At 71.4% G+C, this 24,301-nt stretch carries 18 protein-coding genes and 1 pseudogene; 15 read left to right on the forward strand and 4 right to left on the reverse strand.

Annotated elements, in window-relative coordinates:
• Nucleotides 1–105 precede the first annotated feature (105 nt).
• The 7 genes from J7E87_RS13145 to cobI all read left to right on the forward strand — a co-directional run bounded on the left by J7E87_RS13145 (nt 106) and on the right by cobI (nt 11,285).
• A complete protein-coding gene (locus J7E87_RS13145; protein WP_215093340.1) occupies nt 106–1,071 on the forward strand; it encodes a cobalamin biosynthesis protein in 966 nt (321 codons plus the stop codon).
• Nucleotides 1,068–2,585 (forward strand): cobyric acid synthase, encoded by a 1,518-nt coding sequence (locus J7E87_RS13150; RefSeq protein WP_215093342.1) that lies wholly within the window; start codon nt 1,068–1,070, stop codon nt 2,583–2,585. The genes J7E87_RS13145 and J7E87_RS13150 overlap by 4 nt, the downstream gene beginning before the upstream one ends.
• The gene (gene cobN / locus J7E87_RS13155; protein ID WP_215093344.1) at nt 2,582–6,241 is read left to right on the forward strand and encodes a cobaltochelatase subunit CobN; all 3,660 of its coding nucleotides are present in this window, start codon (nt 2,582–2,584) and stop codon (nt 6,239–6,241) included. The genes J7E87_RS13150 and cobN overlap by 4 nt, the downstream gene beginning before the upstream one ends.
• Nucleotides 6,242–6,389: 148 nt before the next feature.
• Nucleotides 6,390–8,423 (forward strand): putative cobaltochelatase, encoded by a 2,034-nt coding sequence (locus J7E87_RS13160; RefSeq protein WP_215093346.1) that lies wholly within the window; start codon nt 6,390–6,392, stop codon nt 8,421–8,423.
• Nucleotides 8,423–9,022 carry a cob(I)yrinic acid a,c-diamide adenosyltransferase gene (gene cobO / locus J7E87_RS13165; protein WP_215093348.1) on the forward strand — a complete coding sequence of 200 codons (600 nt, stop codon included), beginning with the start codon at nt 8,423–8,425 and terminating at the stop codon, nt 9,020–9,022. Before J7E87_RS13160 ends, cobO begins: the two co-directional genes overlap by 1 nt.
• The gene (locus tag J7E87_RS13170) at nt 9,016–10,545 is read left to right on the forward strand and encodes a cobyrinate a,c-diamide synthase (RefSeq protein ID WP_215093350.1); all 1,530 of its coding nucleotides are present in this window, start codon (nt 9,016–9,018) and stop codon (nt 10,543–10,545) included. The genes cobO and J7E87_RS13170 overlap by 7 nt, the downstream gene beginning before the upstream one ends.
• Nucleotides 10,542–11,285, forward strand: coding sequence for a precorrin-2 C(20)-methyltransferase (cobI, locus tag J7E87_RS13175; RefSeq protein ID WP_215093352.1), 744 nt, complete (start codon nt 10,542–10,544; stop codon nt 11,283–11,285). Before J7E87_RS13170 ends, cobI begins: the two co-directional genes overlap by 4 nt.
• Before the next feature lie 5 nt (nt 11,286–11,290).
• On the opposite strand, the gene J7E87_RS13180 is transcribed toward cobI, so the two are convergent.
• Complete coding sequence (locus J7E87_RS13180; RefSeq protein ID WP_215093354.1) at nt 11,291–12,139, reverse strand: ZIP family metal transporter; 849 nt, start codon at nt 12,137–12,139, stop codon at nt 11,291–11,293.
• Between the two features lie 109 nt (nt 12,140–12,248).
• Here J7E87_RS13180 and cobM point away from each other — a divergent pair, with 109 nt between their 5' ends.
• The 4 genes from cobM (at nt 12,249) to cobC (ending at nt 16,904) form a co-directional block, all read left to right on the forward strand.
• On the forward strand, nt 12,249–13,109 hold the full coding sequence (gene cobM / locus J7E87_RS13185) for a precorrin-4 C(11)-methyltransferase (RefSeq protein WP_215093356.1): 861 nt from the start codon (nt 12,249–12,251) through the stop codon (nt 13,107–13,109).
• Complete coding sequence (gene cobJ / locus J7E87_RS13190) at nt 13,106–14,800, forward strand: precorrin-3B C(17)-methyltransferase (RefSeq protein WP_215093358.1); 1,695 nt, start codon at nt 13,106–13,108, stop codon at nt 14,798–14,800. Before cobM ends, cobJ begins: the two co-directional genes overlap by 4 nt.
• 126 nt (nt 14,801–14,926) lie before the next feature.
• Nucleotides 14,927–15,865: a sirohydrochlorin chelatase gene (locus J7E87_RS13195; RefSeq protein ID WP_215093360.1), complete on the forward strand. Its 939-nt coding sequence runs from the start codon at nt 14,927–14,929 to the stop codon at nt 15,863–15,865.
• The gene (gene cobC / locus J7E87_RS13200; protein ID WP_215093362.1) at nt 15,849–16,904 is read left to right on the forward strand and encodes an Rv2231c family pyridoxal phosphate-dependent protein CobC; all 1,056 of its coding nucleotides are present in this window, start codon (nt 15,849–15,851) and stop codon (nt 16,902–16,904) included. Before J7E87_RS13195 ends, cobC begins: the two co-directional genes overlap by 17 nt.
• Nucleotides 16,905–17,064: 160 nt before the next feature.
• On the opposite strand, the pseudogene J7E87_RS35010 reads toward cobC, so the two are convergent.
• Nucleotides 17,065–17,979, reverse strand: a pseudogene (locus J7E87_RS35010) (SCO1860 family LAETG-anchored protein); the annotation flags it as partial.
• A 307-nt stretch (nt 17,980–18,286) separates the two neighbouring features.
• Entirely contained in the window at nt 18,287–19,372 is a 1,086-nt protein-coding gene (locus J7E87_RS13210) for an amidohydrolase family protein (protein WP_215093366.1), read from the reverse strand.
• 489 nt (nt 19,373–19,861) lie between these two features.
• Between J7E87_RS13210 and ectA the strand changes: the two genes are divergently transcribed.
• The 4 genes from ectA to thpD are packed head-to-tail and all read left to right on the forward strand — an operon-like array spanning nt 19,862 to nt 23,050.
• Nucleotides 19,862–20,401: a diaminobutyrate acetyltransferase gene (ectA, locus tag J7E87_RS13215; RefSeq protein ID WP_215093368.1), complete on the forward strand. Its 540-nt coding sequence runs from the start codon at nt 19,862–19,864 to the stop codon at nt 20,399–20,401.
• Nucleotides 20,402–20,423: 22 nt separating this feature from the next.
• Complete coding sequence (ectB, locus tag J7E87_RS13220) at nt 20,424–21,692, forward strand: diaminobutyrate--2-oxoglutarate transaminase (protein ID WP_215093370.1); 1,269 nt, start codon at nt 20,424–20,426, stop codon at nt 21,690–21,692.
• Between the two features lie 59 nt (nt 21,693–21,751).
• Nucleotides 21,752–22,150: an ectoine synthase gene (locus tag J7E87_RS13225; RefSeq protein WP_215093372.1), complete on the forward strand. Its 399-nt coding sequence runs from the start codon at nt 21,752–21,754 to the stop codon at nt 22,148–22,150.
• Between the two features lie 3 nt (nt 22,151–22,153).
• The gene (thpD, locus tag J7E87_RS13230; protein WP_215093374.1) at nt 22,154–23,050 is read left to right on the forward strand and encodes an ectoine hydroxylase; all 897 of its coding nucleotides are present in this window, start codon (nt 22,154–22,156) and stop codon (nt 23,048–23,050) included.
• Nucleotides 23,051–23,118: 68 nt separating this feature from the next.
• Here thpD and J7E87_RS13235 read toward each other — a convergent pair whose 3' ends face one another.
• The gene (locus tag J7E87_RS13235; RefSeq protein ID WP_215093376.1) at nt 23,119–24,186 is read right to left on the reverse strand and encodes an alkene reductase; all 1,068 of its coding nucleotides are present in this window, start codon (nt 24,184–24,186) and stop codon (nt 23,119–23,121) included.
• Nucleotides 24,187–24,301 lie beyond the last annotated feature (115 nt).

A 24,301-nucleotide genomic window follows, 5' to 3' on the forward strand; every position in this document is an offset into this window, starting at 1 on the left:
CAGGGCGCGGACACCCTGAGTGAGGACATATCGCCATGCGCGGCTGCGGTTCAGTTCCTGCTGTGAGTACAAGGGCCCAACCAGGCGAAACGTCGGCCTGAACCGATGCGTGCCGACCGTATCTTCGCGTACGGCGCCACCGCCGGCCTGATCGGCGACCTGCTGCTCGGCGACCCTCGCCGGGGGCATCCGGTCGCCGCGTTCGGCCGGGCGGCGGGCGCCGTCGAGCGTGTCCTGTGGCGCGACCACCGTGGCTGGGGCGCGCTGCACACCGCCGTGTGCGCCGGGGGCGCCGCGGCTGCCGCCGCACTCCTCGCCCGCGGGGTACGCGGCCGCTCCGCCGCGTCCGTCGCGCTGACCGCGGCCGCCACCTGGGCAGTCGTCGGCGGCACTTCGCTGGGCCGGGAGGCACGGGCCGTCGGCGGCGCGCTCGCCGCCGGGGACGTGGAGGTGGCCCGGGAGCGGCTGCCGCATCTGTGCGGGCGAGACCCGCAGAGCCTGGACGAGCAGCAGATCGCCCGCGCTGTCGTGGAATCCGTCGCCGAGAACACCTCGGACGCGGTGGTGGGCGCGCTGGTCTGGGGAGCGCTCGCGGGTGTGCCGGGTCTGGTGGCCTTCCGGGCGGTCAACACGCTGGACGCCATGGTGGGCCACAAGTCGCCCCGTTACCGGCGGTTCGGCTGGGCCTCGGCGCGCCTCGACGATGTGGCCGGCTGGCCGGGCGCCCGGCTCACCGCGGGTCTGACGGTGCTCGCCGGCCAGGATCCGCGCGCAGCGCTACGGGCGTGGCGGGACGACGCGAAGAAGCATCCGAGTCCGAACGCGGGCCCGGTGGAGGCGTCGTTCGCGGGGGCGCTCGGCGTACGGCTCGGCGGAACCCTCTCGTACGGCGGCCGCGTCGAGCACCGTCCCGTACTCAACGCCAGAGGCCGCCCTGTGCAGTTCGGCGACATTGAACGTGCCGTGCGGCTCTCGCGCCGCGTCGGCCTGCTGACACTGGCGGCCTGCGCGGCGGGCCGCGTGGCGGGGCACGCGCTGCGCGTGCGGCGCGCCGGAAAGGGGCGGGGATGAGCGGACGGAGGGCCGGGGGGCTGCTGGTCGCGGGAACCACCTCCGACGCGGGCAAGAGCGTCGTCACGGCCGGGATCTGCCGGTGGCTCGTGCGGCAGGGAGTGAAGGTCGCCCCCTTCAAGGGGCAGAACATGTCGCTCAATTCGTTCGTGACCCGCGAGGGCGCGGAGATCGGACGGGCGCAGGCCATGCAGGCGCAGGCCGCCCGCGTGGAGCCGAGCGCGCTGATGAACCCGGTGCTGCTCAAGCCGGGCAGCGACCGCTCCAGCCAGGTCGTGCTGATGGGCAGGCCGGTCGGCGAGCTGAGTGCCCGCGGCTATCACGGCGGGCGGCAGGAAGCCCTGCTGAGTACGGTCGTGGAGTGCCTGGAAGAGCTGCGGGGCACGTATGACGCCGTGATCTGCGAGGGGGCGGGAAGTCCGGCCGAGATCAATCTGCGGCGTACGGACATCGTGAACATGGGCGTCGCCCGGGCCGCGCGGCTCCCGGTGCTGATCGTCGGAGACATCGACCGAGGTGGCGTCTTCGCCTCCTTCTTCGGTACGACGGCGCTGCTCGACGCGGAGGACCAGGCGCTGATCGCGGGGTACTTGGTGAACAAGTTCCGTGGCGATGTGTCGTTGCTCGAGCCTGGCCTGGAGATGCTGCACGGGCTGACTGGACGGCGCACCTACGGAGTGCTGCCCTTCGCGCACGGCCTCGGCATCGACGAGGAGGACGGCCTCCGCGTCTCGCTGCGCGGCGCGGTACGGGAGTCGGTGGTCGCGCCGCCCGTCGGCGAGGACGTGCTGCGCGTCGCCGTGTGCGCCCTGCCGCTGATGTCGAACTTCACGGACGTGGACGCGCTGGCCGCCGAACCGGGCGTCGTCGTGCGTTTCGTGGACCGTGCCGAGGAGCTCGTCGACGCCGACCTGGTGGTCGTGCCGGGCACGCGAGGGACCGTGCGCGCCCTGGAGTGGCTGCGGGAGCGGGGGATCGCGGACGCGCTGAAGCGGCGGGCCGCCGAGGGCAGGCCCGTGCTGGGCATCTGCGGCGGATTCCAGGTGCTCGGCGAGCACATCGACGACGAGGTCGAGTCACGGGCGGGCCGTGTCCCGGGCCTCGGACTGCTGCCCGTACGCATCCGGTTCGCCGTCGACAAGACGCTGGCCAGGCCCGTCGGTGAGGCGCTCGGCGAAGCCGTCGAGGGTTACGAGATCCACCACGGCGTCGCCGAGGTGCTCGGTGGCGAAGCCTTCTTGGACGGCTGCCGGGTCGGGGCGGTCTGGGGCACTCACTGGCACGGCTCGCTGGAGAGCGACGGCTTCCGCCGCGCCTTCCTGCGCGAGGTCGCCCGGACGGCGGGCCGCCGCTTCGTCCCTGCGCCGGACACCGGCTTCGGCGCGCTGCGCGAGGAACAGCTCGACCGCCTCGGCGATCTCATCGAAGAGCACACGGACACCGGTGCGCTGCTCCGGCTCATCGAGTCGGGCGCACCCTCAGGACTTCCCTTCATCGCACCTGGAGCGCCATGAGCACCGAGACCACCGTGCTGTTGCTGTCCACCGCCGACACGGATCTGCTGGCGGCCCGGGCCTCCGGCGCGCCGTACCGGATCGGCAACCCGACCCGTATCGATGTGACGGAGGAGCTGCCCGCACTCGTCGCGGGCGCGTCCGTCGCGGTCGTACGGCTGCTCGGCGGCAAGCGGGCCTGGGAGGACGGGCTCGCCGCGCTGCGCGCGTCAGGCATCCCGACCGTGCTGCTCGGCGGAGAGACAGTCCCCGACGCGGAGTTGATGGCCGAGTCGTCGGTGCCCGCCGGGGTGGTCGCCGAGGCGCTGCGCTATCTCGTCGAGGGCGGCCCCGGCAACCTGGTGGAGCTGGCCCGCTTCCTCTCCGACACCGTCCTGCTGACCGGCCAGGGCTTCGCGGAGCCGCAGAAGATGCCCGAGTGGGGCGTGCACGGCACGCGCGCGTACATCGAGGGGCGGCCGAGTGTCGGCGTGCTCTTCTACCGGGCCCACCAGCTCTCCGGGAACACCGCCTTCGTCGACACCCTCTGCGACCGGATCGAGGCGCGCGGGGCCAACGCCCTTCCCGTGTACTGCGGTTCACTGCGCGGCGCCGACCCCGCGCTGTACGAGCTGCTCGGCAAGGCCGACGCCCTGGTCGCCACCGTCCTGGCCGCCGGCGGCACGCGCGCCAGCGACGCGAGCGCCGGCGGGGACGACGAGGCCTGGGACATCGGGGCGCTCGCCGACCTGAACGTGCCCGTCCTCCAGGGACTGTGCCTCACCTCGTCGCGGGCCGTCTGGGAGGCGTCGGACGCTGCGCTGTCCCCGATGGACGCGGCGATGCAGGTGGCGATCCCCGAGTTCGACGGGCGGTTGATCACGGTCCCGTTCTCGTTCAAGGAGCAGGGCCCCGACGATGTGCCGGTGTACGTCGCCGACCCCGAGCGGGCCGGTCGCGTCGCCGGAATCGCCGTACGCCACGCGAAGTTGAAGCACAAGCCGAACGCGGAGAAGAAGCTCGCGATCGTCTTCACCGCCTATCCGACGAAACACTCACGCGTGGGCAACGCGGTCGGTCTCGACACGCCCGCCTCCGCGGTACGGGTCCTGGACGCCCTGCGCGACGCCGGATACGCCGTCGACGGGTATCCGGACAACGGCGACGAGCTCATCCACCGGCTCATCAACGCGGGCGGCCACGATGTGGAGTGGCTGACCGAGGAGCAGCTGGCTACAGCTCCCGCCCGAGTGCCGCTCGCCGACTACCGCGCCTGGTTCGACAAGCTGGAGCCGCGGCTGCGCGACAGCATGCTGGAGCACTGGGGCGAGCCGCCCGGCTCGCTCTACGTCGACGGCGACGAGATCGTCCTCGCCTCCCTCCAGTTCGGGAATGTCGTCGTGATGATCCAGCCGCCGCGCGGCTTCGGCGAGAACCCGATCGCGATCTACCACGATCCCGACATGCCGCCCTCGCACCACTACCTGGCGGCGTACCGGTGGCTCGACAATTCCTTCGGCGCCGACGCGGTCGTCCACATGGGCAAGCACGGCACCATGGAGTGGCTGCCCGGCAAGGGCCTCGGCCTGTCGGCGGGCTGCGGCCCGGACGCGGTGCTCGGCGAACTACCGCTCGTCTACCCGTTCATCGTCAACGACCCCGGCGAGGGCACCCAGGCCAAGCGCCGCGGTCACGCCACGGTCGTGGACCATCTGGTGCCGCCGATGGCGCGCGCGGACACCTACGGCGATCTGGCAAAGCTGGAGCAGCTGCTCGACGAGTACGCACTCGTCAGCGATCTCGATCCGACGAAGGCCCCGGCCGTACGGGCGCAGATCTGGACGCTCGTGAAGGCCGCCGAGCTCCACCACGACCTGCATATCGACGAGCAGCCGGACGACGGCGACTTCGACGAGTTCGTCATGCACATCGACGGCTACCTCTGCGAGATCAAGGACGTCCAGATCAGGGACGGTCTGCACATCCTGGGCGGCGGGCCGGAGGCGGAGGCCCGGGTCAATCTCGTACTGGCGGTGCTGCGCGCGTCCCAGGTGTGGGGCGGCCGGGCGAACGCCCTGCCGGGGCTGCGGGCCGCCCTCGCCGAGCACTTCGGCCTCGAGGAGAAGTCGCTGCTCACCGAGCCGGGCGCGGCGGTGAAGGTGCCGGTGGAGCTGACTTCGCTGGTCGACGGGCCCGCGCGGTCGGGTGCCGACACGATCGATCTGCTGGAGCAGCTGTGCCGCCGCCTCGCCGAGGGGATGGAGCAGCGGGGCTGGGACGTCTCGGCTGCGGCCGGGATGGTACGGGATGTGCTCGGGGTCGAAATCCCGGACGCGGTCGCCGTGGTGAGGTTCGCCTGCGAGGAAGTCGTGCCACGGCTCGCCCGGACGACCGACGAGATCGGCAACATCCTACTGGCGCTGGACGGCGGCTATGTGCCCGCAGGTCCTTCCGGATCACCGACCCGCGGGCTGGTCAACGTCCTGCCGACCGGCCGTAACTTCTACTCCGTCGACCCCAAGGCGATCCCGTCCCGGCTGTCGTGGGAGGTCGGCCAGGCGCTCGCCGACTCGCTGGTGGAGCGCTATCTGGCGGACACGGGCGCGTACCCGAAGTCGGTGGGCCTGACGGTCTGGGGCACCTCCGCGATGCGCACACAGGGCGACGACATCGCCGAGATCCTGGCGCTGCTGGGCTGCCGGCCGGTCTGGGACGACGCGTCGCGGCGGGTGACGGGCTTCGAGATCGTGCCGGCGCAGGAGCTGGGACGGCCCCGCGTCGATGTGACGGTGCGGATCTCGGGCTTCTTCCGGGACGCCTTCCCGCATGTGGTGGGACTCATCGACGATGCCGTACGAGCGGTGGCGGAGCTGGACGAACCGGCCGAGGTCAACTACGTACGGGCGCACGCGGACGAGGACACGGCAGCCCACGGCGACCGGCGGCGGGCCACGGCGCGGATCTTCGGCTCGAAGCCGGGGGCGTACGGAGCCGGGCTGCTGCCGCTGATCGACGCCAGGAACTGGCGCTCGGACGCCGACCTCGCCGAGGTGTACGCCGTGTGGGGCGGCTATGCGTACGGGCGCGGGCTGGAAGGGCGGGCGGCGCGCGGGGACATGGAGACGGCGTTCAGGCGGATCGCGGTCGCCGCGAAGAACATCGACACGCGTGAGCATGATCTTGTCGACGCCGACGACTACTTCCAGTACCACGGCGGGATGGTCGCCATGGTGCGGCATCTGACGGGTGAGTCGCCCGAGGCGTATGTGGGTGACTCGGCAGTGCCGGACCAGGTGAAGACGCGCACCCTGGGCGAGGAGACGCACCGGGTGTTCCGCGCGCGGGTGGTCAATCCGCGGTGGATGGCGGCGATGCGGCGGCACGGGTACAAGGGCGCGTTCGAGATGGCCGCGACGGTGGACTACCTGTTCGGGTACGACGCGACGGCGGGCGTGGTCGACGACTGGATGTACGAGAAGTTGTCGGCGGAGTATGTATTCGACCCGGAGAACCGGGAGTTCATGCAGAAGTCGAACCCGTGGGCGCTGCGCGGCGTCACGGAGCGCCTGCTGGAAGCGGCCGAGCGCGGGCTGTGGGCGGAGCCGGACCAGGAGACGCTGGAGCGGCTTCGACAGACGTACCTGGAGCTCGAGGGCGACTTGGAGGGGGACGCGTGAGGGTTACGTCTGCGGCGGGCTTCAAGAACCGGGGCTCCGCCCCGGACCCTGCGCCTCATACGCCGGCGAGGCTGCACATGCAGCCCGTCCGGCGATCGAGGACACGGCCGAAGGCCGTCCGTCGCCCGAACACGATCGAGGAGGCCGCATGAGCACCCCCTACCCCTTCACCGCGATCGTCGGCATGGACGACCTGCGGCTCGGGCTGCTGCTGAACGCCGTCTCACCCGCCGTGGGCGGTGTGCTCGTGCGGGGCGAGAAGGGCACCGCCAAGTCCACTGCCGTACGGGCGCTTTCCGCCCTCCTGCCCGAGGTGTCGGTCGTCGCCGGGTGCCGGTTCTCCTGCGACCCCGCGGCGCCCGACCCGGCGTGCCCCGACGGTCCGCACGAGGCCGGCGGCGGTGTGGCGCGGGCCGCGCGGATGGTTGAGCTGCCCGTCGGGGCGTCCGAGGACCGGCTGGTCGGGGCCCTCGACATCGAGCGGGCGCTGGCCGAGGGCGTGAAGGCCTTCGAGCCGGGGCTGCTCGCGGACGCGCACCGCGGGATTCTCTACGTCGACGAGGTCAATCTGCTGCATGACCATCTGGTCGACCTGCTGCTCGACGCGGCCGCCATGGGCGCGTCGTACGTCGAACGTGAAGGCGTCTCGGTGCGGCACGCCGCACGTTTTCTGCTCGTCGGGACCATGAACCCCGAAGAGGGCGAACTGCGGCCGCAGTTGCTGGACCGCTTCGGGCTCACCGTCGAGGTTGCGGCCTCGCGCGAGCCCGACCAGCGGGTGGAGGTGGTGCGGCGGCGGCTGGCCTACGACGACCATCCGGCCGTGTTCGCCGCTCGCTGGGCGGACGACGAGGCGGCCCTGCGGTCGCGGATCGTGGCCGCGCGGGCGCTGTTGCCCGACGTCCGGCTCGGGGACGGCGCGCTCCGGCAGATCGCCGCGACCTGCGCGGCCTTCGAGGTGGACGGCATGCGGGCGGACATCGTGATGGCGCGGACCGCGACGGCGCTGGCAGCGTGGGCGGGGCGCGCGGACGTACTCGCCGAGGACGTGCGGCAGGCCGCTCTGCTGGCCCTCCCTCATCGGCGTCGGCGCAATCCCTTCGACGCGCCCGGTCTGGACGAGGACAAGCTCGACGACACGCTGGAGGAGTTCGGCGACGGGGAGGACGACCCGGATCCCGACGGTCCGGGCGGCGGTGGCCGCCCGCCGCAGGACGGTCCCGACGCACCGCCGCAGGACGACGCGGGGCAGGGCGATCCGGGGCAGGGCAACGCCGGGCAGAGTGACACGGCCGCGCCGCCGCAGGAGGCCGAGGGCGGGGAGCCGCAGCGCGCGGGCGGTGGGGAGCAGCAGGCCGCGGGGGCCGCGGAGCCGTTCCGTACGAAGATGCTGAGCGTGCCCGGTCTGGGCGAGGGCGCGGCGGGGCGCAGGTCCCGTGCGCGGACCGAGCACGGCCGTACGACGGGGGCCCGGCGGCCCCGAGGGGCCCTCACCAAGCTGCACTTGGCGGCGACCGTGCAGGCCGCGGCCCCGCACCAGCGGGCGCGCGGGCGCAGCGGCCGGGGCCTGGTGGTCCGGCGTGACGATCTGCGGCAGGCGACCAGGGAGGGGCGCGAGGGCAACCTCGTGCTGTTCGTCGTCGACGCCTCCGGGTCGATGGCGGCCAGGCAGCGGATGAGCGCGGTCAAGGGCGCGGTGCTTTCGCTGCTGCTCGACGCCTACCAGCGGCGCGACAAGGTCGGCCTGATCACCTTCCGCGGGAAGGATGCGGAGGTGGCGCTGCCGCCGACGTCGTCGGTGGAGGCGGCCGCCGCGCGTCTGGAGACGCTGCCGACCGGTGGCCGTACGCCGCTGGCGGCCGGGTTGCTTCGGGCGCACGACGTACTGCGCGTGGAGCGCCTGCGCGACCCGTCCCGCCGCCCGCTGCTGATCGTGGTGACGGACGGCCGCGCGACGGGCGGGGTCGATCCGGTCGCGCTGGCGGCGCGGGCCGCGCGGCTGCACGCCGCGGAGGGCACTGCCGCGATCGTCGTGGACTGCGAGTCCGGGCCGGTACGCCTCGGTCTTGCCGGCACGCTTGCGCGCGATCTCGGCGGCACCGCCGTCACCCTCGACGAACTGCGGGCCGATTCCATCGCCGGGCTCGTCCGCGACGTCCAAGGATCAAGGAGGGCAGCCTGATGCCACAGGGACAGCCGGCCGTCGTGCCGGAAGACGGACTCACGACGCGTCAGCGCCGTAACCGCCCGCTCGTCGTCGTGCATACGGGGATCGGCAAAGGCAAGTCGACGGCCGCGTTCGGGCTCGCGCTGCGCGCCTGGAACCAGGGTTGGCCGATCGGGGTGTTCCAGTTCGTGAAGTCCGCGAAGTGGAAAGTCGGCGAGGAGAACGCGCTGAAGGTCCTCGGCGCCTCCGGCGAGGGCGGCCCGGTCGCCTGGCACAAGATGGGCGAGGGCTGGTCGTGGGTCCAGCGCGACAGACAGCTCAGCAACGAGGACGCGGCGCGTGAGGGCTGGGAGCAGGTCAAGCGCGACCTGGCAGCCCAGACGTACCAGCTGTATGTGCTGGACGAGTTCACGTACCCCATGCACTGGGGGTGGGTGGACACGGCCGAGGTGATCGACGTACTGCGCGGCCGGCCCGGCACCCAGCATGTGGTCATCACCGGCCGCAACGCTCCCGCCGAGCTCGTCGGCTTCGCCGATCTGGTGACCGACATGTCGAAGGTGAAGCACCCGATGGACGCCGGTCAGAAGGGGCAGCGGGGCATCGAGTGGTAGCACGTCTCGTCATCGCCGCGCCGTCGTCCGGCAGCGGCAAGACCACCGTCGCGACAGGCCTGATGGCGGCTTTCGTCGCGGCGGGGCTTTCGGTGTCCCCGCACAAGGTCGGCCCGGACTACATCGACCCGGGCTACCACTGTCTCGCGACCGGCCGCCCGGGTCGGAACCTGGACCCGTATCTGTGCGGTACGGAGCTGATGGCGCCGCTGTTCGCGCACGGCGCGGCGGGATGCGACCTGGCGGTGGTCGAGGGCGTGATGGGACTGTACGACGGTGCGGCGGGGGCGGGTGAGCTGGCGTCCACGGCACAGGTGGCGAAGCTGCTGCGGGCGCCGGTGGTGCTGGTGGTGGACGCGTCGTCGCAGTCACGGTCGGTGGCGGCGCTGGTGCACGGGTTCGCGTCGTGGGATCCGCAGGTGCGGATCGGGGGCGTGATCCTGAACAAGGTCGGGTCGGACCGGCACGAGGAGCTGTTGCGGGAGGCGCTGGAGGAGGGCGGGGTGCCGGTTCTGGGGGTCCTGCGGCGTATGGCTGAAGTGGCCTCGCCATCACGGCACTTGGGGCTGGTGCCGGTCGCGGAGCGGCGGGCGGATGCGGTGGCGTCGGTGGGGGCGTTGGCGTCACGGGTGCGGGAGGGCTGCGACCTGGAGGCGTTGCTCGCGCTGGCGCGCAGCGCGCCCGCGTTGCCGGACGCGGCGTGGGACCCGGGGGTGGCCTGCGGCGCTGTTCCCCACCCCGCCCTCCCCCTACGCCCTGCGGGCGTGGGGGGACCCCCATCCCGTAACTGGGGGCTCCGCCCCCAGACCCCCGCTCCTCAATCGCCGGAGGGGCTTGATTGTGCGGCCAGGCCGACATTTTCAGCCTCGCCGGCGATTGAGGCGCGGGGTCCGGGGCGGAGCCCCGGGGAACAAGCCCGCCGTCGGCCGCTCGTCGCCGTCGCCGGCGGCCCCGCATTCACCTTCTCCTATGCCGAGCACACCGAACTGCTCACCGCCGCCGGCGCCGAAGTCGTCACCTTCGACCCCCTGCGGGACGAGCAGCTGCCCGACGGGACCGCGGGACTCGTCATCGGCGGCGGATTCCCCGAGGTGTACGCCCCCGAGCTGTCCGCCAACGAGCCGCTGCGCAAGGCCGTCGCCGAGCTGGCGTACTCCGGTGCGCCCATCGCCGCCGAGTGCGCCGGGCTGCTCTATCTCGCACGGTCGCTGGACGGGCAGCCGATGTGCGGGGTGCTGGACGCCGAGGCGCGGATGGCGGAGCGGCTGACGCTCGGCTACCGCGAGGCCGTCGCGGTGAGCGACAGCACGCTCGCCGCGGCCGGGACGCGTATGCGCGGGCACGAGTTCCACCGCACCGTCGTCGAACCGGCGGCGGGTCCCTCCCCCGCCTGGGGGATGCACCGGCCCGAGCGCCGCGTCGAGGGGTTCGTACAGCAGGGCGTGCATGCGAGCTATCTGCATACGCACTGGGCCTCCGAGCCCGGCACGGCCCGCCGATTCGTTGAGAGGTGTACGCGATGAGCAGGTTGATCGGGGTCGGAGTGGGGCCCGGCGACCCGGAGTTGGTGACCGTGAAGGGAGTGCGCGCCCTTCAGGAGGCCGACGTCGTCGTCGTACCCGTGATGGCGGCGCCCGACGGAAAAGACGGCGGCGAACCGGGACGCGCCGAGGCGACGGTCCTGCACTACGTCGGCGCGGAGAAGGTCGTACGGGTCATATTCGCGCTCAACGAGCGCACCGACCGGGCCCGCCGCGAGGCGGCCTGGGACGCCGCCGGCGAGTCCGTCGCCGCGCTGCTGCGCGACCACGGCACCGTCGCCTTCGCGACCATCGGCGACCCCAACGTGTACTCCACGTTCACCTATCTCGCCGAGACCATCGGCGGACTCGTGCCGGACGTCGTCGTCGAGACCGTGCCGGGCATCACCGCGATGCAGGACCTCGCGGCCCGCAGCGGCGCCGTTCTCACCGAGGGCACCGAGCCGCTGACCCTGGTGCCGGTGACCGCGGGGGCCGCCGTGCTCAAGGACGCTCTGGAGGGGCCAGGGACGGTCGTCGCGTACAAGTTCGGCCGGCTCGCTGCGGAGGTGGCGACCGCGCTGCGGGAGACGGGGCGTACCGAGGACGCGGTGTGGGGGTCGGCGCTCGGGCTGCCCGAGGAGTCGATCCGGCCGGCGGCGGAGCTGGCAGACGGCCCGTTGCCGTATCTGTCGACGCTGATCGCGCCCGCGCCGCGCGCTGGCCGCGGGGGCAAGTTGTGAGTTCCTCACTCGGCGAGGCCCACCACCAGCCAGATGAAGCCCACTCCCCCTGCCGTGCACAGCAGCGTGGAGCGGGCGGGGTGGGAGTGATGCGCCTCGGGAAGGATCTCGGCCGCGGCGAGATAGAGCAGTGCGCCGCCGAAGAACCCGAGATAGCTGCCGAGGAGTTCGACCGGCAGGGTGAACAGCAGCGTGGACGCCGCGCCGACGACGGGCGCGAGCGCGTCGGCGACCAGCATCGCGATCGCCCTGCCGCGGGAGTTCCCGTACAGGCTGGTGATCGTGTACGTGTTGAAGCCGTCGGCGAAATCGTGAGTGATGACGGCGAGCGCCACCGTCGCGCCCATGCCCTCGCCCACCTGGAAGGCCGCGCCGATCGCGATGCCGTCCATCAGGCTGTGGCCGACCATCGCCCCGGCCGCCGTCAGACCCACCTGCGCGACTCCCCCGCCCGTCCCCGCCTTCAGAGCGACCTGCCCGACTCCCCCGCCCGACCCCGCCTTCTGACCGACCTGCGCGATTCCCCCGCCCGCCGCCCGGCCACCGACACTCATCGACACGCCTCGCGCGGCTGCGTCAACGGCGCAGTGTGCGACCTGACGGACGGCCAGCAGCCGTTCCATCAGGTGCGCGGCGAGGAAGCCGCCGACGAACAGCAGCAGTGCCTGCGGCACTCCGAACACCTCGTTGCCCGCCGCCTGAAGTGCTTCGGGCAGCAGGTCCAGGCCGACCACACCGAGCATCAGCCCGCCGGCCAGGCCAAGAACGAGGTGGCGGCGGTCGGTGACGCGCCCAGCCGTCCAGCCGCCGAACAGCGTCATGAGGAACGCGCCGAGCGCGACGAACACCGCCATGCGCCCTTGCTAGCGGATTGACCCGCCTCATGGCACGTCCCAGATCCAGATCCACCCGAATGACACGAGCGACACGTAAGACACGAACCATCCGAGAGGACCACTGCTGATGGCCGATGCCGCCACCCACGGCAAGGTGACCTTCGTCGGCGCCGGCCCGGGCGCCGCCGATCTTCTGACGTTCCGGGCCGCGCGGGCCATCGCCGAGGCCGACGTCGTCATCTGGGCGGCGAGCCTGGTGCAGGCCGACGTTCTCGACCACGCACGCGAGGGCGCCGAGATCCTCGACTCGGCGGCGATGTCTCTCGAGGACGTCGTCGCTGTGTACGAGCGGGCCCACGACGAGGACCTGAAGGTGGCCCGCATCCACTCCGGCGACCCCGCCCTGTGGGGCGGCACGCAGGAGCAGCTCGACCGGTGCGTGGAGTTGGGCCTAGACGTCGAGATCGTGCCGGGCGTCTCGTCGTTCTCGGCGGTCGCGGCGATCGCGCACCGCGAGCTGACGATCCCGGAGGTCGCGCAGTCCGTGATCCTGACCCGGCTCGGCGGCGGCAAGACGCCGATGCCGCCGGGCGAGGAGGTCCGGGAGTTCGCCCGCCACGGCACGACGATGGCACTGTTCCTGTCGGCCGCCCGCTCGGGCCAGTTGACGCAGGAGCTGCTGGAGGGCGGCTATCCGACGAGTACGCCGGTGGTCGTGGCGTACCAGGCGACCTGGCCGGAGGAGCTGATCCTGCGCTGCACGATCGGCACGCTGGAGGAGACCGTCAAGGAGCACAAGCTCTGGAAGCACACGCTGTTCCTGGTGGGGCCGGCGCTGGCGGCTTCCGGGACGCGTTCGCACCTCTACCACCCGGGGCACTTCCACGGCTTCCGGAAGGCCGACCCGGCCGCCCGCAAGGCGCTGCGGGCACAGGGCGCGAACGAAGGAGCAATCGGAGGAGCAATCGAAGGAGCGACGCAGAAGTGATCGGCCTGATCTCAGCGACGGCGGCGGGCGCGGGCGCCCGTGACCGGCTGGCGGCGGCGTGGCCCGGCCGCACGAAGGTGTACCAGGGGCCGGTGCGCGACAGCGTCGAGCGGGCCTTCGCGGAGTGCGAGCAGCTGGTGTGCTTCCTGGCGGCGGGCGCGGTCGTACGGATTGTCGCCCCGCTGCTGGCGGACAAGTCGGCGGATCCGGGCGTGGTGTGTGTGGACGAGGGGCAGCGGTACGCCGTCTCCCTGCTGGGCGGCCATGGCGGCGGCGCGAACGCCCTGGCGGCGGCGGTCGGTGACGTTCTCGGTGCGGAGCCGGTCATCACCACGGCGACCGACTCGGCCGGGATCCCGGGCCTGGACACTCTCGGCTGGCCGGTCGAGGGCGCGGTCGCGTCCGTGACGCGGGCGGTGCTCGACGGCGACCCGGTGGCGCTGCGGGCGGACGCGGTGTGGCCGCTGCCGCCGCTGCCGGGGAATGTGACGCCGGGGGGCGAGGGCGCTGCCGCCGCTCTCCATGTCACGGACCGACTCGTCGAAACCGGCGCGTACGAAGCCGTGTTGCGGCCGCCGTCACTGGTCGTCGGGGTCGGTGCCTCCAAGGGCGCTCCCGTCGAGGAGATCCTCTCGCTGGTCGAGGCGGCGCTGCGCGATGCGGGGCTGTCGGTTCGATGCGTCGCGGAGCTGGCGACCGTGGACGCGAAGGCGGACGAGCCGGGCATCGTCGGGGCGGCGGAGCGGCTCGGGGTGCCCCTGGTGACGTACGCCGCCGAGCGGCTCGCCGAGATCGCTGTGCCGAACCCGTCCGGCGCGCCGCTCGTCGCGGTGGGCACACCGTCCGTCGCAGAGGCCGCCGCGCTGGCGGGCGGAGGTGAACTCCTCGTCCCCAAGCGGAAGTCCAGCCCCGAGGGGCAGGCCGCGATGGCGACCTGCGCGGTCGTGCGCAGGACGCCGCGCGGCCGGCTGGCAGTGGTCGGCCTCGGCCCCGGGGCCCGCGATCTGGTCACCCCGCGCGCCACGCAGGAGCTGCGGCGCGCGTCCGTACTCGTCGGGCTCGATCAGTACGTCGACCAAATCCGCGACCTGCTCAGGCCCGGCACCCGGGTCATCGAGTCCGGCCTGGGCGCGGAGGAGGAGCGGGCCCGTACGGCTGTCGCCGAGGCCCGCGCCGGGCACGCGGTCGCGCTGATCGGCAGCGGTGACGCGGGCGTGTACGCGATGGCCTCCCCCGCGCTGGCCGAGGCGTCCGACGACATCGACGTGGTGGGCGTGCCCGGCGTGACCGCGGCGCTGGCCGCCGCCGCGATCCTGGGCGCGCCGCTCGGGCACGACCATGTCTCGATCAGCCTGTCCGATCTGCACACACCGTGGGAGGTCATCGAACGCCGGGTGCGGGCCGCCGCGGAGGCGGACATCATCGTGACCTTCTACAACCCGCGCAGCCGCGGCCGCGACTGGCAGCTCCCGAAGGCGCTGTCGATCCTCGCCGGACACCGGGAGCCGCGGACGCCGGTGGGTGTCGTACGCAACGCGTCCCGGCCGGACGAATCAAGCCACCTCACGACACTTGCCGGACTGGATCCGGCGATGGTGGACATGATGACGGTCGTGACGGTCGGCAACACGGCCACGCGCGAGATCGCGGGCCGCATGGTGACCCCGCGCGGCTACCGGTGGCAGTCGTGACGCCACCCCGCCGGCCACGCGGGCACACCTCGCCGCGCACCGCACCGACGCCGCACCCCTAGCCCCGCCGCACCCGCCGCACCCGCCGCAAGCTCAGCCGCACCACCCCCACCTCAAGGAGAACGCGTGACCACCCCGCCCGCACTGCTCATCGCCGGCCACGGCACCCGTGACGAAGCCGGGGCCGAGGCCTTCCGGGACTTCGTACGGGAGCTGGGGCGGCGCCATCCCGAACTCCCCGTCGGGGGCGGCTTCATCGAACTGTCCCCGCCGCCGCTCGGCGAAGCCGTCGCCGAGCTGGTGGAGCGCGGTGTACAGCGGTTCGCCGCGGTGCCGCTGATGCTGGTGTCCGCCGGGCACGCCAAGGGCGACATCCCGGCAGCGCTGGCCCGCGAGCGGGAGCGGCACCCCGGAATCTCGTACACCTACGGCCGTCCCCTCGGCCCGCATCCCTCGCTGCTGCGCGTCCTGGAGCGGCGGCTCGACGAGGCGCTCGGCTCCGTCTCCCGTACGCCCTCGGACCGCGCCGATGTGACCGTGCTGCTGGTGGGCCGCGGTTCGACCGACCCGGACGCCAACGCCGAGGTGCACAAGGCGGCCAGGCTGCTGTGGGAGGGGCGCGGTTACGCGGGCGTGGAGACGGCGTTCGTGTCGCTCGCCGCGCCCGATGTGCCGAGCGGCCTGGACCGGTGCGTAAAGCTGGGGGCGCGCCGGATCGTGGTGCTGCCGTACTTCCTGTTCACCGGGATCCTGCCGGACCGGGTGGTTCAGCAGACGCAGGGCTGGGCGGCGGCGCATCCCGAGGTGGAGGTCGCTTCGGCCGATGTGATCGGCCCGGCCGAGGAGTTGCTCGACCTGGTGATGGAGCGCTACCGGGAGGCCGTCGCCGGCGACATCCGGATGAACTGCGACACCTGCGTGTACCGGATCGCGCTGCCGGGCTTCGAGAACAAGGTGGGCCTTCCGCAGCAGCCGCACTTCCACCCGGACGACGACGGGCACCACGACGGTCACGGGCACCCAAACGCCCATCACCACCACGGCAGCCATGCGCACTCACACTGACGCACACGATCTGCGTCACCACGGTGACGCGGAGGTACGCGACGCCGATCTCACCGACCTCGCCGTCAATGTCCGCGCGGGGACTCCCCCGGCCTGGCTGCGTGAGCGCATCGCCGGCTCGCTGGCCGGCGTCGCCGCCTATCCGGACGGGCGGGCAGCGCGGGCGGCGATCGCGCGTCGGCACGGTCTGCCGGTGGAGCGGGTGCTGCTGACGGCGGGGGCGGCGGAGGCGTTCGTCCTGCTCGCGCGTGCGCTGACGGTACGTCACCCGCTGGTGGTCCACCCGCAGTTCACCGAGCCGGAGGCGGCGCTGCGGGACGCGGGGCACGAGGTGGCACGGCTGCTGCTGCGGGAGGAGAACGGTTTCCGGCTCGACCCGGCTGCCGTGCCCGACGCGGCGGATCTGGTGATGATCGGCAATCCGACCAACCCCACCTCCGTACTGCATCCGGCAGCCGACCTCGCCGAACTGGCCCGTCCCGGGCGACTGCTGGTGGTGGACGAGGCCTTCATGGACGCGGTGCCGGACGAGCCCGAGGCGCTGGCGGCCCGGACCGACGTGCCGGGCCTTGTGGTGTTGCGCAGCCTGACCAAGACCTGGGGTCTGGCAGGCCTGCGTATCGGCTATGTGCTGGCCGAGCCGGAGACCGTCGAGGCACTGGAGCGGGCCCAGCCGCTGTGGCCGGTGTCGACGCCCGCGCTGGCCGCGGCCGAGGCGTGCATGGAACCGGCCGCGCTCAAGGAGGCCGAGCAGGCGGCCCATCTGCTGGCGACGGAACGGGCCCATCTGCTGGCGGGGCTAGCGGAGTTCGAGGAGGTACGGGTGGTGGCGGCGGCCGAGGCCACGTTCGTGCTCGTACATGTCCGGCGGGGCGCCGAGGTGCGGGAGCGGCTGCGCGGCCTGGGCTTCGCTGCCCGCCGCGGCGACACTTTTCCGGGTCTCGGTCCCGGCTGGCTGCGGCTGGCGGTACGCGACCGGGTGACGACCAACCGCTTTCTGCAGGCGCTCGACCAGGCGCTGGCGATGGTGGGCGACTAGACCTCCGGCTTTGGCGTACGGTCTGCGACGACCGGGCCTGTCTCCTTGGCCTCCCCGGCGCGACACCTGGGCCTCCTGCATTGGCCTCCCGGGCGCGATGCCTGAGGGCTGCCTGTCCGGTGCCGCTGCCCGGCTCGGGCCGAAGGTCCGTCCTCGGGCGCCGGGCGCGGGTGCGGACCAGCAGCAGCGCGCCTCCACCGAGCGCGAGCAGCAGGGCCGCCCCGCCCGCGATGTACATCGTCGTGGCGCTGCCGCCGGTCTCCGCGAGGTTCTCCTCCGCGGGAGTCTCACCGGACTGGGCCTGCACGCCCTCGCTCGGCTTGGCGGACGGCTCCTGTGTGGCGGGGGCACCGGCCTTGGGCGACTCGCACTTCGCCTCGACGAGGGTGACCACGCCGGTCACCTCGGCGACGTTCAGCTTCGCCGGGTTGACCGAGACCTTGAGCTCCAGCGCGGTGGCGGCGGCCGTACGGGACGTGGTGTGCGTCTTCGACAGATCGAGTGTCACCTCGCCGGTGCCGGGCACCTCGACCCGGGTGGTGCCCCCGGTGGAAAGCGTGGTCCTCTTGCCGAGCACCGTCACCGGGCCGAGCACATTCGACTCGGCGACCGGCTGCTTGCCCGCCTCGCAGACGGCCTTGGACGTGACCTTCTCGACCTCGATCAGGGAGCGCAGCGGCAGCCCCGGCACATGCACCCGTGCGCGCACGAGGTTGGTGTACCCCTCGGCCCTGTGCTTGTCGACGGTCGCCTTCGCGGTGGCCACGTCCGCGCGCAGCACCTGGAAGGGCCTGCCCTGGTCAACCCCGTCCAACCGCACGCTCAGCGCGGTCTTCTCGGCACTCGCCGGGGCCTGCACCTCGTTGAGCGTGGCCTTGAGCGGGACGTCGACGGTCTTGTTGAGCAGGGACACATCGAGACCGGTACGGAGCACGACCGCACTCGCCCGGCCCTCGCCGCCCCCGGTGGCGTGCGCCGGGGCCGCGAGGGCCATGGGGGCGGCGACCAGCGCGGCGGCGGCCGTGACGGCGGCGCAGCGGCGTGCGACAGGCATGCGGAAGGTGTTGCTGTTCAAGGTGGTGGAACCCCCACAAGAGACACGGCGTCGCCTGCCGGCCACGGGGACGCGCGTGGGCGGCGGCGACCAGGACACCGGAATCTTTACGCACTGAGAGTGAACTGACTGACACCTGACGTGAGTTCACCCCAAAGTGGGGTTTCCGCGCTCATATTCGATTCTTGAGGCACGGCTGTTCCCCTCAGCCACGCTTGTCACGGCGACAGGGTGGTGCGCCGGTCGACCTCGTGGGAGCAGGCGCGGAGTGCTTCAACGAAGGTTTTCGGCCATGGGTCACGCTCGGTCAACACGGCGGGGTGTCCCGTCAGCCGATCACCCGGCCGTTCAGGATCACTCGCCGCGGCCCCGCCAGCGTCCTGACGTCAGCCCGCGGATCCTCGTCGTACACCACCAGGTCCGCCGGTGCGCCCTCCTCGAGCACCGGGCGGCCCAGCCACTCACGCGCCCCCCAGGCCGTCGCGGACAGGGCCCGCAGCGGCGGGATGCCGGCCTTCACCAGCTCGGCCACCTCGGCCGCCACCAGACCGTGCGCCAGCGAGCCGCCCGCGTCCGTGCCGACGAAAATGGGCACCCCCGCGTCGTACGCCGCGCGCACCGTGTCGTAGCGGCGCCGGTACAGCCGCCGCATATGGGCGGACCAGACAGGGAACTTGGCCTCGCCGCCGGCCGCGAGGTCCGGAAACGTGGCGATGTTGACCAGCGTCGGCACGATCGCCACCCCCCGCTCCGCGAACAGCGGGATGGTGTCCTCGGTGAGCCCGGTGGCGTGCTCGATGCAGTCGATGCCCGCCTCGACCAGGTCCCTCAGCGCTGCCTCGGCGAAGCAGTGCGCGGTCACCCGCGCGCCCAGCCGGTGCGCCTCGGTGATCGCCGCCTCGACCGCGCCGCGCGGCCAGCAGGCGGTCAGGTCCCCGGTATCCCGGTCGATCCAGTCGCCGACGAGCTTGACCCAGCCGTCGCCGCGCCGGGCCTCCTGGGCGACGTACGCGACAAGGTCGTCGGGCTCGATCTCATGGGCGAAGTTGCGGATGTAGCGGCGGGTGCGCGCGATGTGCCGGCCCGCCCGGATGATCTTCGGCAGGTCAGCCCGGTCGTCGATCCAGCGGGTGTCGGACGGGGACCCCGCATCCCGGATGAGCAGCGTGCCCGCGTCCCGGTCGGTGAGGGCCTGTTTCTCGCTGGTCGCCTCGTCGACCGCGCCGTGGTGGTCGAGCCCGACGTGGCAGTGCGCGTCGACCAGGCCGGGGAGCGCCCAGCCCTGGACGGTGACGGCCTCGGCGCGGGGCCGGTCGTAGGTGATCCTGCCGTCCACCACCCACAGTTCGTCCCGCGCCTCCTCGGGCCCGACGAGCACCCGCCCCTTCACATGCAGCACCGTGTGATCGCTCATATCGAGCACTTTACGAGGCGCTGGGTCCCCTCGGCCGAGAGCCCGAAGACACCTGGGGCGGCGCTCGCCGGGGCGGGCGCGGCGGTGGACCTGGAAGCGGCCCGGCGCGCGGTCACGACGGCCTGATGCCGACGGTGACTGCGACAGTGAACAGCATTTCCCATTGCATCAAAGTCTGCGTTAATTAAGAATGCGGGAAGGTGCTTTATTTCAGGCAGCTTCCCACATTCTTCTGCCCCCGTTTCACGATCCTAAACGCCAAGATTTTCGAGAGGATCGAACGACGTAATTCGGACTGGTCTCGCTGTCGTTACGGATATGTGACCGACTCCACAAGGCGTCCGGTTCATCCCTTATTTACGGAACAAATCACCACAAACCATCGAGGGTCGCAGTGATCGCCGCGCCCGCGCGATAACACAATGAGGCGCTCGACCCAACCCCTTCCCACAATGCATTTTCTGAATTAGCTCGGTAAGTTTCCTCGGCATGACCGCCGCACAAGAAGACCTTGTACGAGCCAACCCCCCCACAAGCGAATTCCCGGAGATCGACACCCCCCGAGTGGAGGACGGAGCCGCGATCTGGCGCATTGCCCGCGACTCCGAGGTCCTTGACCTCAACTCCTCGTACAGCTATCTGCTGTGGTGCCGCGACTTCGCAGCCACCTCGCTGGTGGCGCGCGGCCGTGACGGCGAGCCGATCGCCTTCGTCACCGGCTATGTGCGCCCCGACCGCCCGGAGGCCCTGGTCGTCTGGCAGGTTGCCGTCGACCACGCGCACCGCGGCCGCAGGCTCGCCGGTGTGCTGCTCGACGCCCTGACCGCCAAGGTCACGGGCGAGCGCGGGGTGCGCGAGGTCGAGACGACCGTCACCCCCGACAACACCGCGTCCGACCGACTGTTCACGTCGTACGCCAAGCGCAACGGCGCGCCACTTACACGTGAAGTCCTCTTCGACGGCGGAATGTTCCCCGAGGGAACGCACGAGCCGGAAGTGCTGTACCGCATAGGCCCCCTCTCCGCCTGACCCCCACATCTGGAGACTTGCTGTGACCATCACCCCGCCCGCCCTGAGTGTCTTCGAGACCCTGGAGTCGGAGGTGCGCAGCTACTGCCGCGGTTGGCCCGCTGTGTTCGACCGCGCGCAGGGCAGCTACCTCCACGACGAAGACGGCCACACCTACCTCGACTTCTTCGCCGGAGCCGGATCACTCAACTACGGACACAACAACCCGGTGCTGAAACGCGCGCTGATCGACTACATCGAGCGCGACGGCATCACCCATGGCCTGGACATGGCCACCACGGCCAAGCGCGCGTTCCTGGAGACGTTCCAGAATGTGATCCTGCGGCCGCGCGACCTTCCGTACAAGGTCATGTTCCCGGGCCCGACCGGTACCAACGCGGTCGAGTCGGCGCTCAAGCTGGCCCGCAAGGTGAAGGGGCGCGAGTCCGTCGTCTCGTTCACCAACGCCTTCCACGGCATGTCGCTCGGCTCGCTCGCCGTCACCGGCAACGCCTTCAAGCGGGCCGGCGCCGGCATCCCGCTGGTGCACGGCACACCGATGCCGTTCGACAACTACTTCGAAGGCCAGGTGCCGGACTTCATCTGGTTCGAGCGCCTTCTGGAGGACCAGGGCTCCGGGCTCAACAAGCCGGCCGCCGTGATCGTCGAGACCGTGCAGGGCGAGGGCGGCATCAATGTGGCCCGCGCCGAGTGGCTGCGCGCGCTCCAGGACCTGTGCCACCGCCAGGACATGCTGCTGATCGTCGACGACATCCAGATGGGCTGCGGCCGCACCGGCGGCTTCTTCTCCTTCGAGGAGGCCGGCATCACGCCGGACATCGTCACCCTGTCGAAGTCGATCAGCGGTTACGGGATGCCCATGGCGCTCTGCCTGTTCAAGCCGGAGCTGGACATCTGGGAGCCGGGCGAGCACAACGGCACCTTCCGCGGCAACAACCCCGCCTTCGTCACCGCCGCGGCCGCGCTCGACACCTACTGGGCCGACGGCCAGATGGAGAAGCAGACCCTCGCCCGCGGCGAGCAGGTCGAGCAGACGCTGCTGGCCATCGCCGGCGAGAGCGGCGAGCCGGGCGTGAGCTTCCGGGGCCGCGGTCTGGTGTGGGGCCTGGAGTTCGAGGACAAGTCGCGCGCCTCGGCGATCTGCGCCCGCGCCTTCGAGCTGGGGCTGCTCCTTGAGACCTCCGGCCCGCAGAGCGAGGTGGTCAAGCTGCTGCCCGCGCTCACCATCTCCCCCGAGGAGCTCGACCAGGGCCTGCGCATACTGGCCCGCTCCGTCCGCGAGACGGCCTGACACACCCCGTACGCACCCCTGCGGGAACCCCGCGCGAACAGGAAAGGCGACAAGTCACCGTGATTGTCCGATCGTTCAAGGAGATCGAGAACACCGACCGCCATGTGAAGGCGGCGTCCGGCACCTGGGAGAGCAAGCGCATCGTGCTCGCCAAGGAGAAGGTCGGCTTCTCCATGCACGAGACCGTGCTGTACGCGGGTACGGAGACGTCGATGTGGTACGCGAACCACATCGAGGCCGTGCTCTGCGTGGAGGGCGAGGCCGAGCTCACCAACGACGAGACCGGCGAGACGCACTGGATCGAGCCCGGCACGATGTATCTGCTGGACGGACACGAGCGTCACACCATGCGTCCCAAGACCGATTTCCGCTGTGTCTGCGTCTTCAACCCGCCCGTCACCGGACGGGAGGACCACGACGAGAACGGCATCTATCCGCTGCTCACCGAGGAGGGCTGATCCATGACCACCGCGCCCGTACGCACCGACCTGTACCCGACTCGTGGCGTGAACGAGGTGACGACCCCGCGTGAGGACCCGGTCCTCTGGTCGGCGCCCGGCGCTCCGGGGCCCATCGTTCCGTCCGAGCTGATGGAGTTCGAGCGCGACGGCTTCCTCACCGTCGACGAGCTGATCTCGCAGGACGAGGTCGCGCTCTACCACGCCGAGCTGGACCGGCTGATCGCCGATCCCGCCGTACGGGCCGACGAGCGCTCCATCATCGAGCCGAAGTCCCAGGATGTGCGCTCGGTCTTCGAGGTGCACAAGCTCAGCGAGATCTTCGCCGCTCTGGTGCGCGACGAGCGGGTGGTGGGCAGAGCCCGGCAGATCCTCGGCTCGGACGTGTACATCCACCAGTCCCGTATCAATGTGAAGCCGGGCTTCGGCGCCTCGGGCTTCTACTGGCACTCGGACTTCGAGACCTGGCACGCCGAGGACGGTCTGCCGAACATGCGCACCGTCTCGGTCTCGATCGCGCTGACCGAGAACCTCGACACGAACGGCGGGCTGATGATCATGCCCGGGTCGCACAAGACGTTCCTGGGCTGCGCGGGCGAGACGCCGCAGGACAACTACAAGAAGTCGCTGCAGATGCAGGACGCGGGCACGCCCTCGGACGCGGCGCTGACGCGGTTCGCCGACCGGCACGGCATCCGGCTGTTCACCGGCAGGGCCGGGTCCGCGACCTGGTTCGACTGCAACTGCATGCACGGCTCCGGGGACAACATCACCCCGTACCCGCGCAGCAATGTCTTCATCGTCTTCAACAGCGTGGAGAACGCGGCGGTCACGCCCTTCGCCGCGCCGGTGCCCCGGCCGTCGTACATCGGTGCGCGGGACTTCACTCCGGTGCGCTAGGTCGCACGGTACGAATGGGCCGGGCGCCTCTCGCGGAGAGGGGCGCCCGGCCCATTCGTACAACTGCCTTACAGGGTCGGATAGTCGATGTAGCCCTTGTCGTCACCGCCGAAGAACGAGGCGGTGTCCGGGGTGTTGTACGGACCTTCGGACCTGAGCCTGACGGGCAGGTCCGGGTTGGCCAGGAACAGCGCGCCGAAGGCGAGGATGTCAGCGGTCCCGTCCTCGATCAGACCCAGTGCCCTGTGGTCGGTCGGCCCCTCGGTCGCCGGATTGAGGATGAAGGTGCCGCTGAACTGCTTGCGCAGCGCGAGCGTCACGTCCCTGAGCCCCGGGACCATCTCGACGATGTGCAGGTAACCGAGGCCCAGCGGCTCCAGCTCCTTGACCAGCGCGGGGTAGACCGTCTCCGGGTCGGTCTCGGCGATGTCGTTGTACGGGTTGCCGGGAGAGAGCCGCAGCCCGGTTCGCTCCGCGCCGATCGCCGCGGCCACGGCCTTCGTCACCTCGACGGCGAAGCGGATGCGGTTCTCGACGGAGCCGCCCCACTCGTCGGTGCGCAGGTTGGTGTTGGGGGCGAGGAACTGGTGGATGAGGTAGCCGTTGGCGCCGTGCAGCTCGACGCCGTCGAAGCCGGCCTCGATGGCGTTGCGGGCCGCCTCGGCGAACTCGCCGACGATGGCGCGTACTTCGTCGCCGGGCAGCTCGCGCGGGGCGACGAAGTCCTTGGGACCCTCATGCGTGTAGAGCTGACCGGCGGCGGCGACGGCGGACGGGGCCACGCTCAACCGGCCGTCAGCGAAGAGCACCGGGTGGCCGATGCGTCCGGCGTGCATGATCTGGGCGAATATCTTCCCGCCCTTGGCGTGCACGGCGTCGGTGACCTTGCGCCAGGCGGCCACCTGCTCGGCGCTGTGCAGGCCCGGGGTGCTCGGGTAGCCGCGGCCGACGACCGAGGGCTGGATGCCCTCAGTGATGATGAGGCCTGCCGAGGCACGCTGGCCGTAGTACTCGACGGTGGAGTCGGTGACGGTGAGACCCTCCCCGTGCGCCCTGCTACGGGTCATCGGCGCCATGGCGATCCGGTTGCCCAGCTGTGTGCCGGACAGGTCGATCGGGTCGAATGCGGTGGTCATAAATCTCCCCAAGAAATTATGTGGTCGGCCAAGCAATCGGGCCGAGAGCCACTGTAGACCATTAGTTGGCCGACCAAGGTAATATTTTTAGGGACACTGTCCACCAGACAGTCGC

The organism is Streptomyces sp. ISL-1 (assembly GCF_018614585.1).
Classification (GTDB): Bacteria; Actinomycetota; Actinomycetes; order Streptomycetales; family Streptomycetaceae; genus Streptomyces; species Streptomyces maoxianensis.

Coding starts and splice junctions, on each gene's coding strand:
- J7E87_RS13145 (WP_215093340.1), top strand. CDS start 106: ATGCGTGCCGACCGTATCTTCGCGTACGGCGCCACCGCCGGCCTGATC.
- J7E87_RS13150 (WP_215093342.1), top strand. CDS start 1,068: ATGAGCGGACGGAGGGCCGGGGGGCTGCTGGTCGCGGGAACCACCTCC.
- cobN (WP_215093344.1), top strand. CDS start 2,582: ATGAGCACCGAGACCACCGTGCTGTTGCTGTCCACCGCCGACACGGAT.
- J7E87_RS13160 (WP_215093346.1), top strand. CDS start 6,390: ATGAGCACCCCCTACCCCTTCACCGCGATCGTCGGCATGGACGACCTG.
- cobO (WP_215093348.1), top strand. CDS start 8,423: ATGCCACAGGGACAGCCGGCCGTCGTGCCGGAAGACGGACTCACGACG.
- cobI (WP_215093352.1), top strand. CDS start 10,542: ATGAGCAGGTTGATCGGGGTCGGAGTGGGGCCCGGCGACCCGGAGTTG.
- J7E87_RS13180 (WP_215093354.1), bottom strand. CDS start 12,139: ATGGCGGTGTTCGTCGCGCTCGGCGCGTTCCTCATGACGCTGTTCGGC.
- cobM (WP_215093356.1), top strand. CDS start 12,249: ATGGCCGATGCCGCCACCCACGGCAAGGTGACCTTCGTCGGCGCCGGC.
- cobC (WP_215093362.1), top strand. CDS start 15,849: ATGCGCACTCACACTGACGCACACGATCTGCGTCACCACGGTGACGCG.
- J7E87_RS13210 (WP_215093366.1), bottom strand. CDS start 19,372: ATGAGCGATCACACGGTGCTGCATGTGAAGGGGCGGGTGCTCGTCGGG.
- ectA (WP_215093368.1), top strand. CDS start 19,862: ATGACCGCCGCACAAGAAGACCTTGTACGAGCCAACCCCCCCACAAGC.
- thpD (WP_215093374.1), top strand. CDS start 22,154: ATGACCACCGCGCCCGTACGCACCGACCTGTACCCGACTCGTGGCGTG.
- J7E87_RS13235 (WP_215093376.1), bottom strand. CDS start 24,186: ATGACCACCGCATTCGACCCGATCGACCTGTCCGGCACACAGCTGGGC.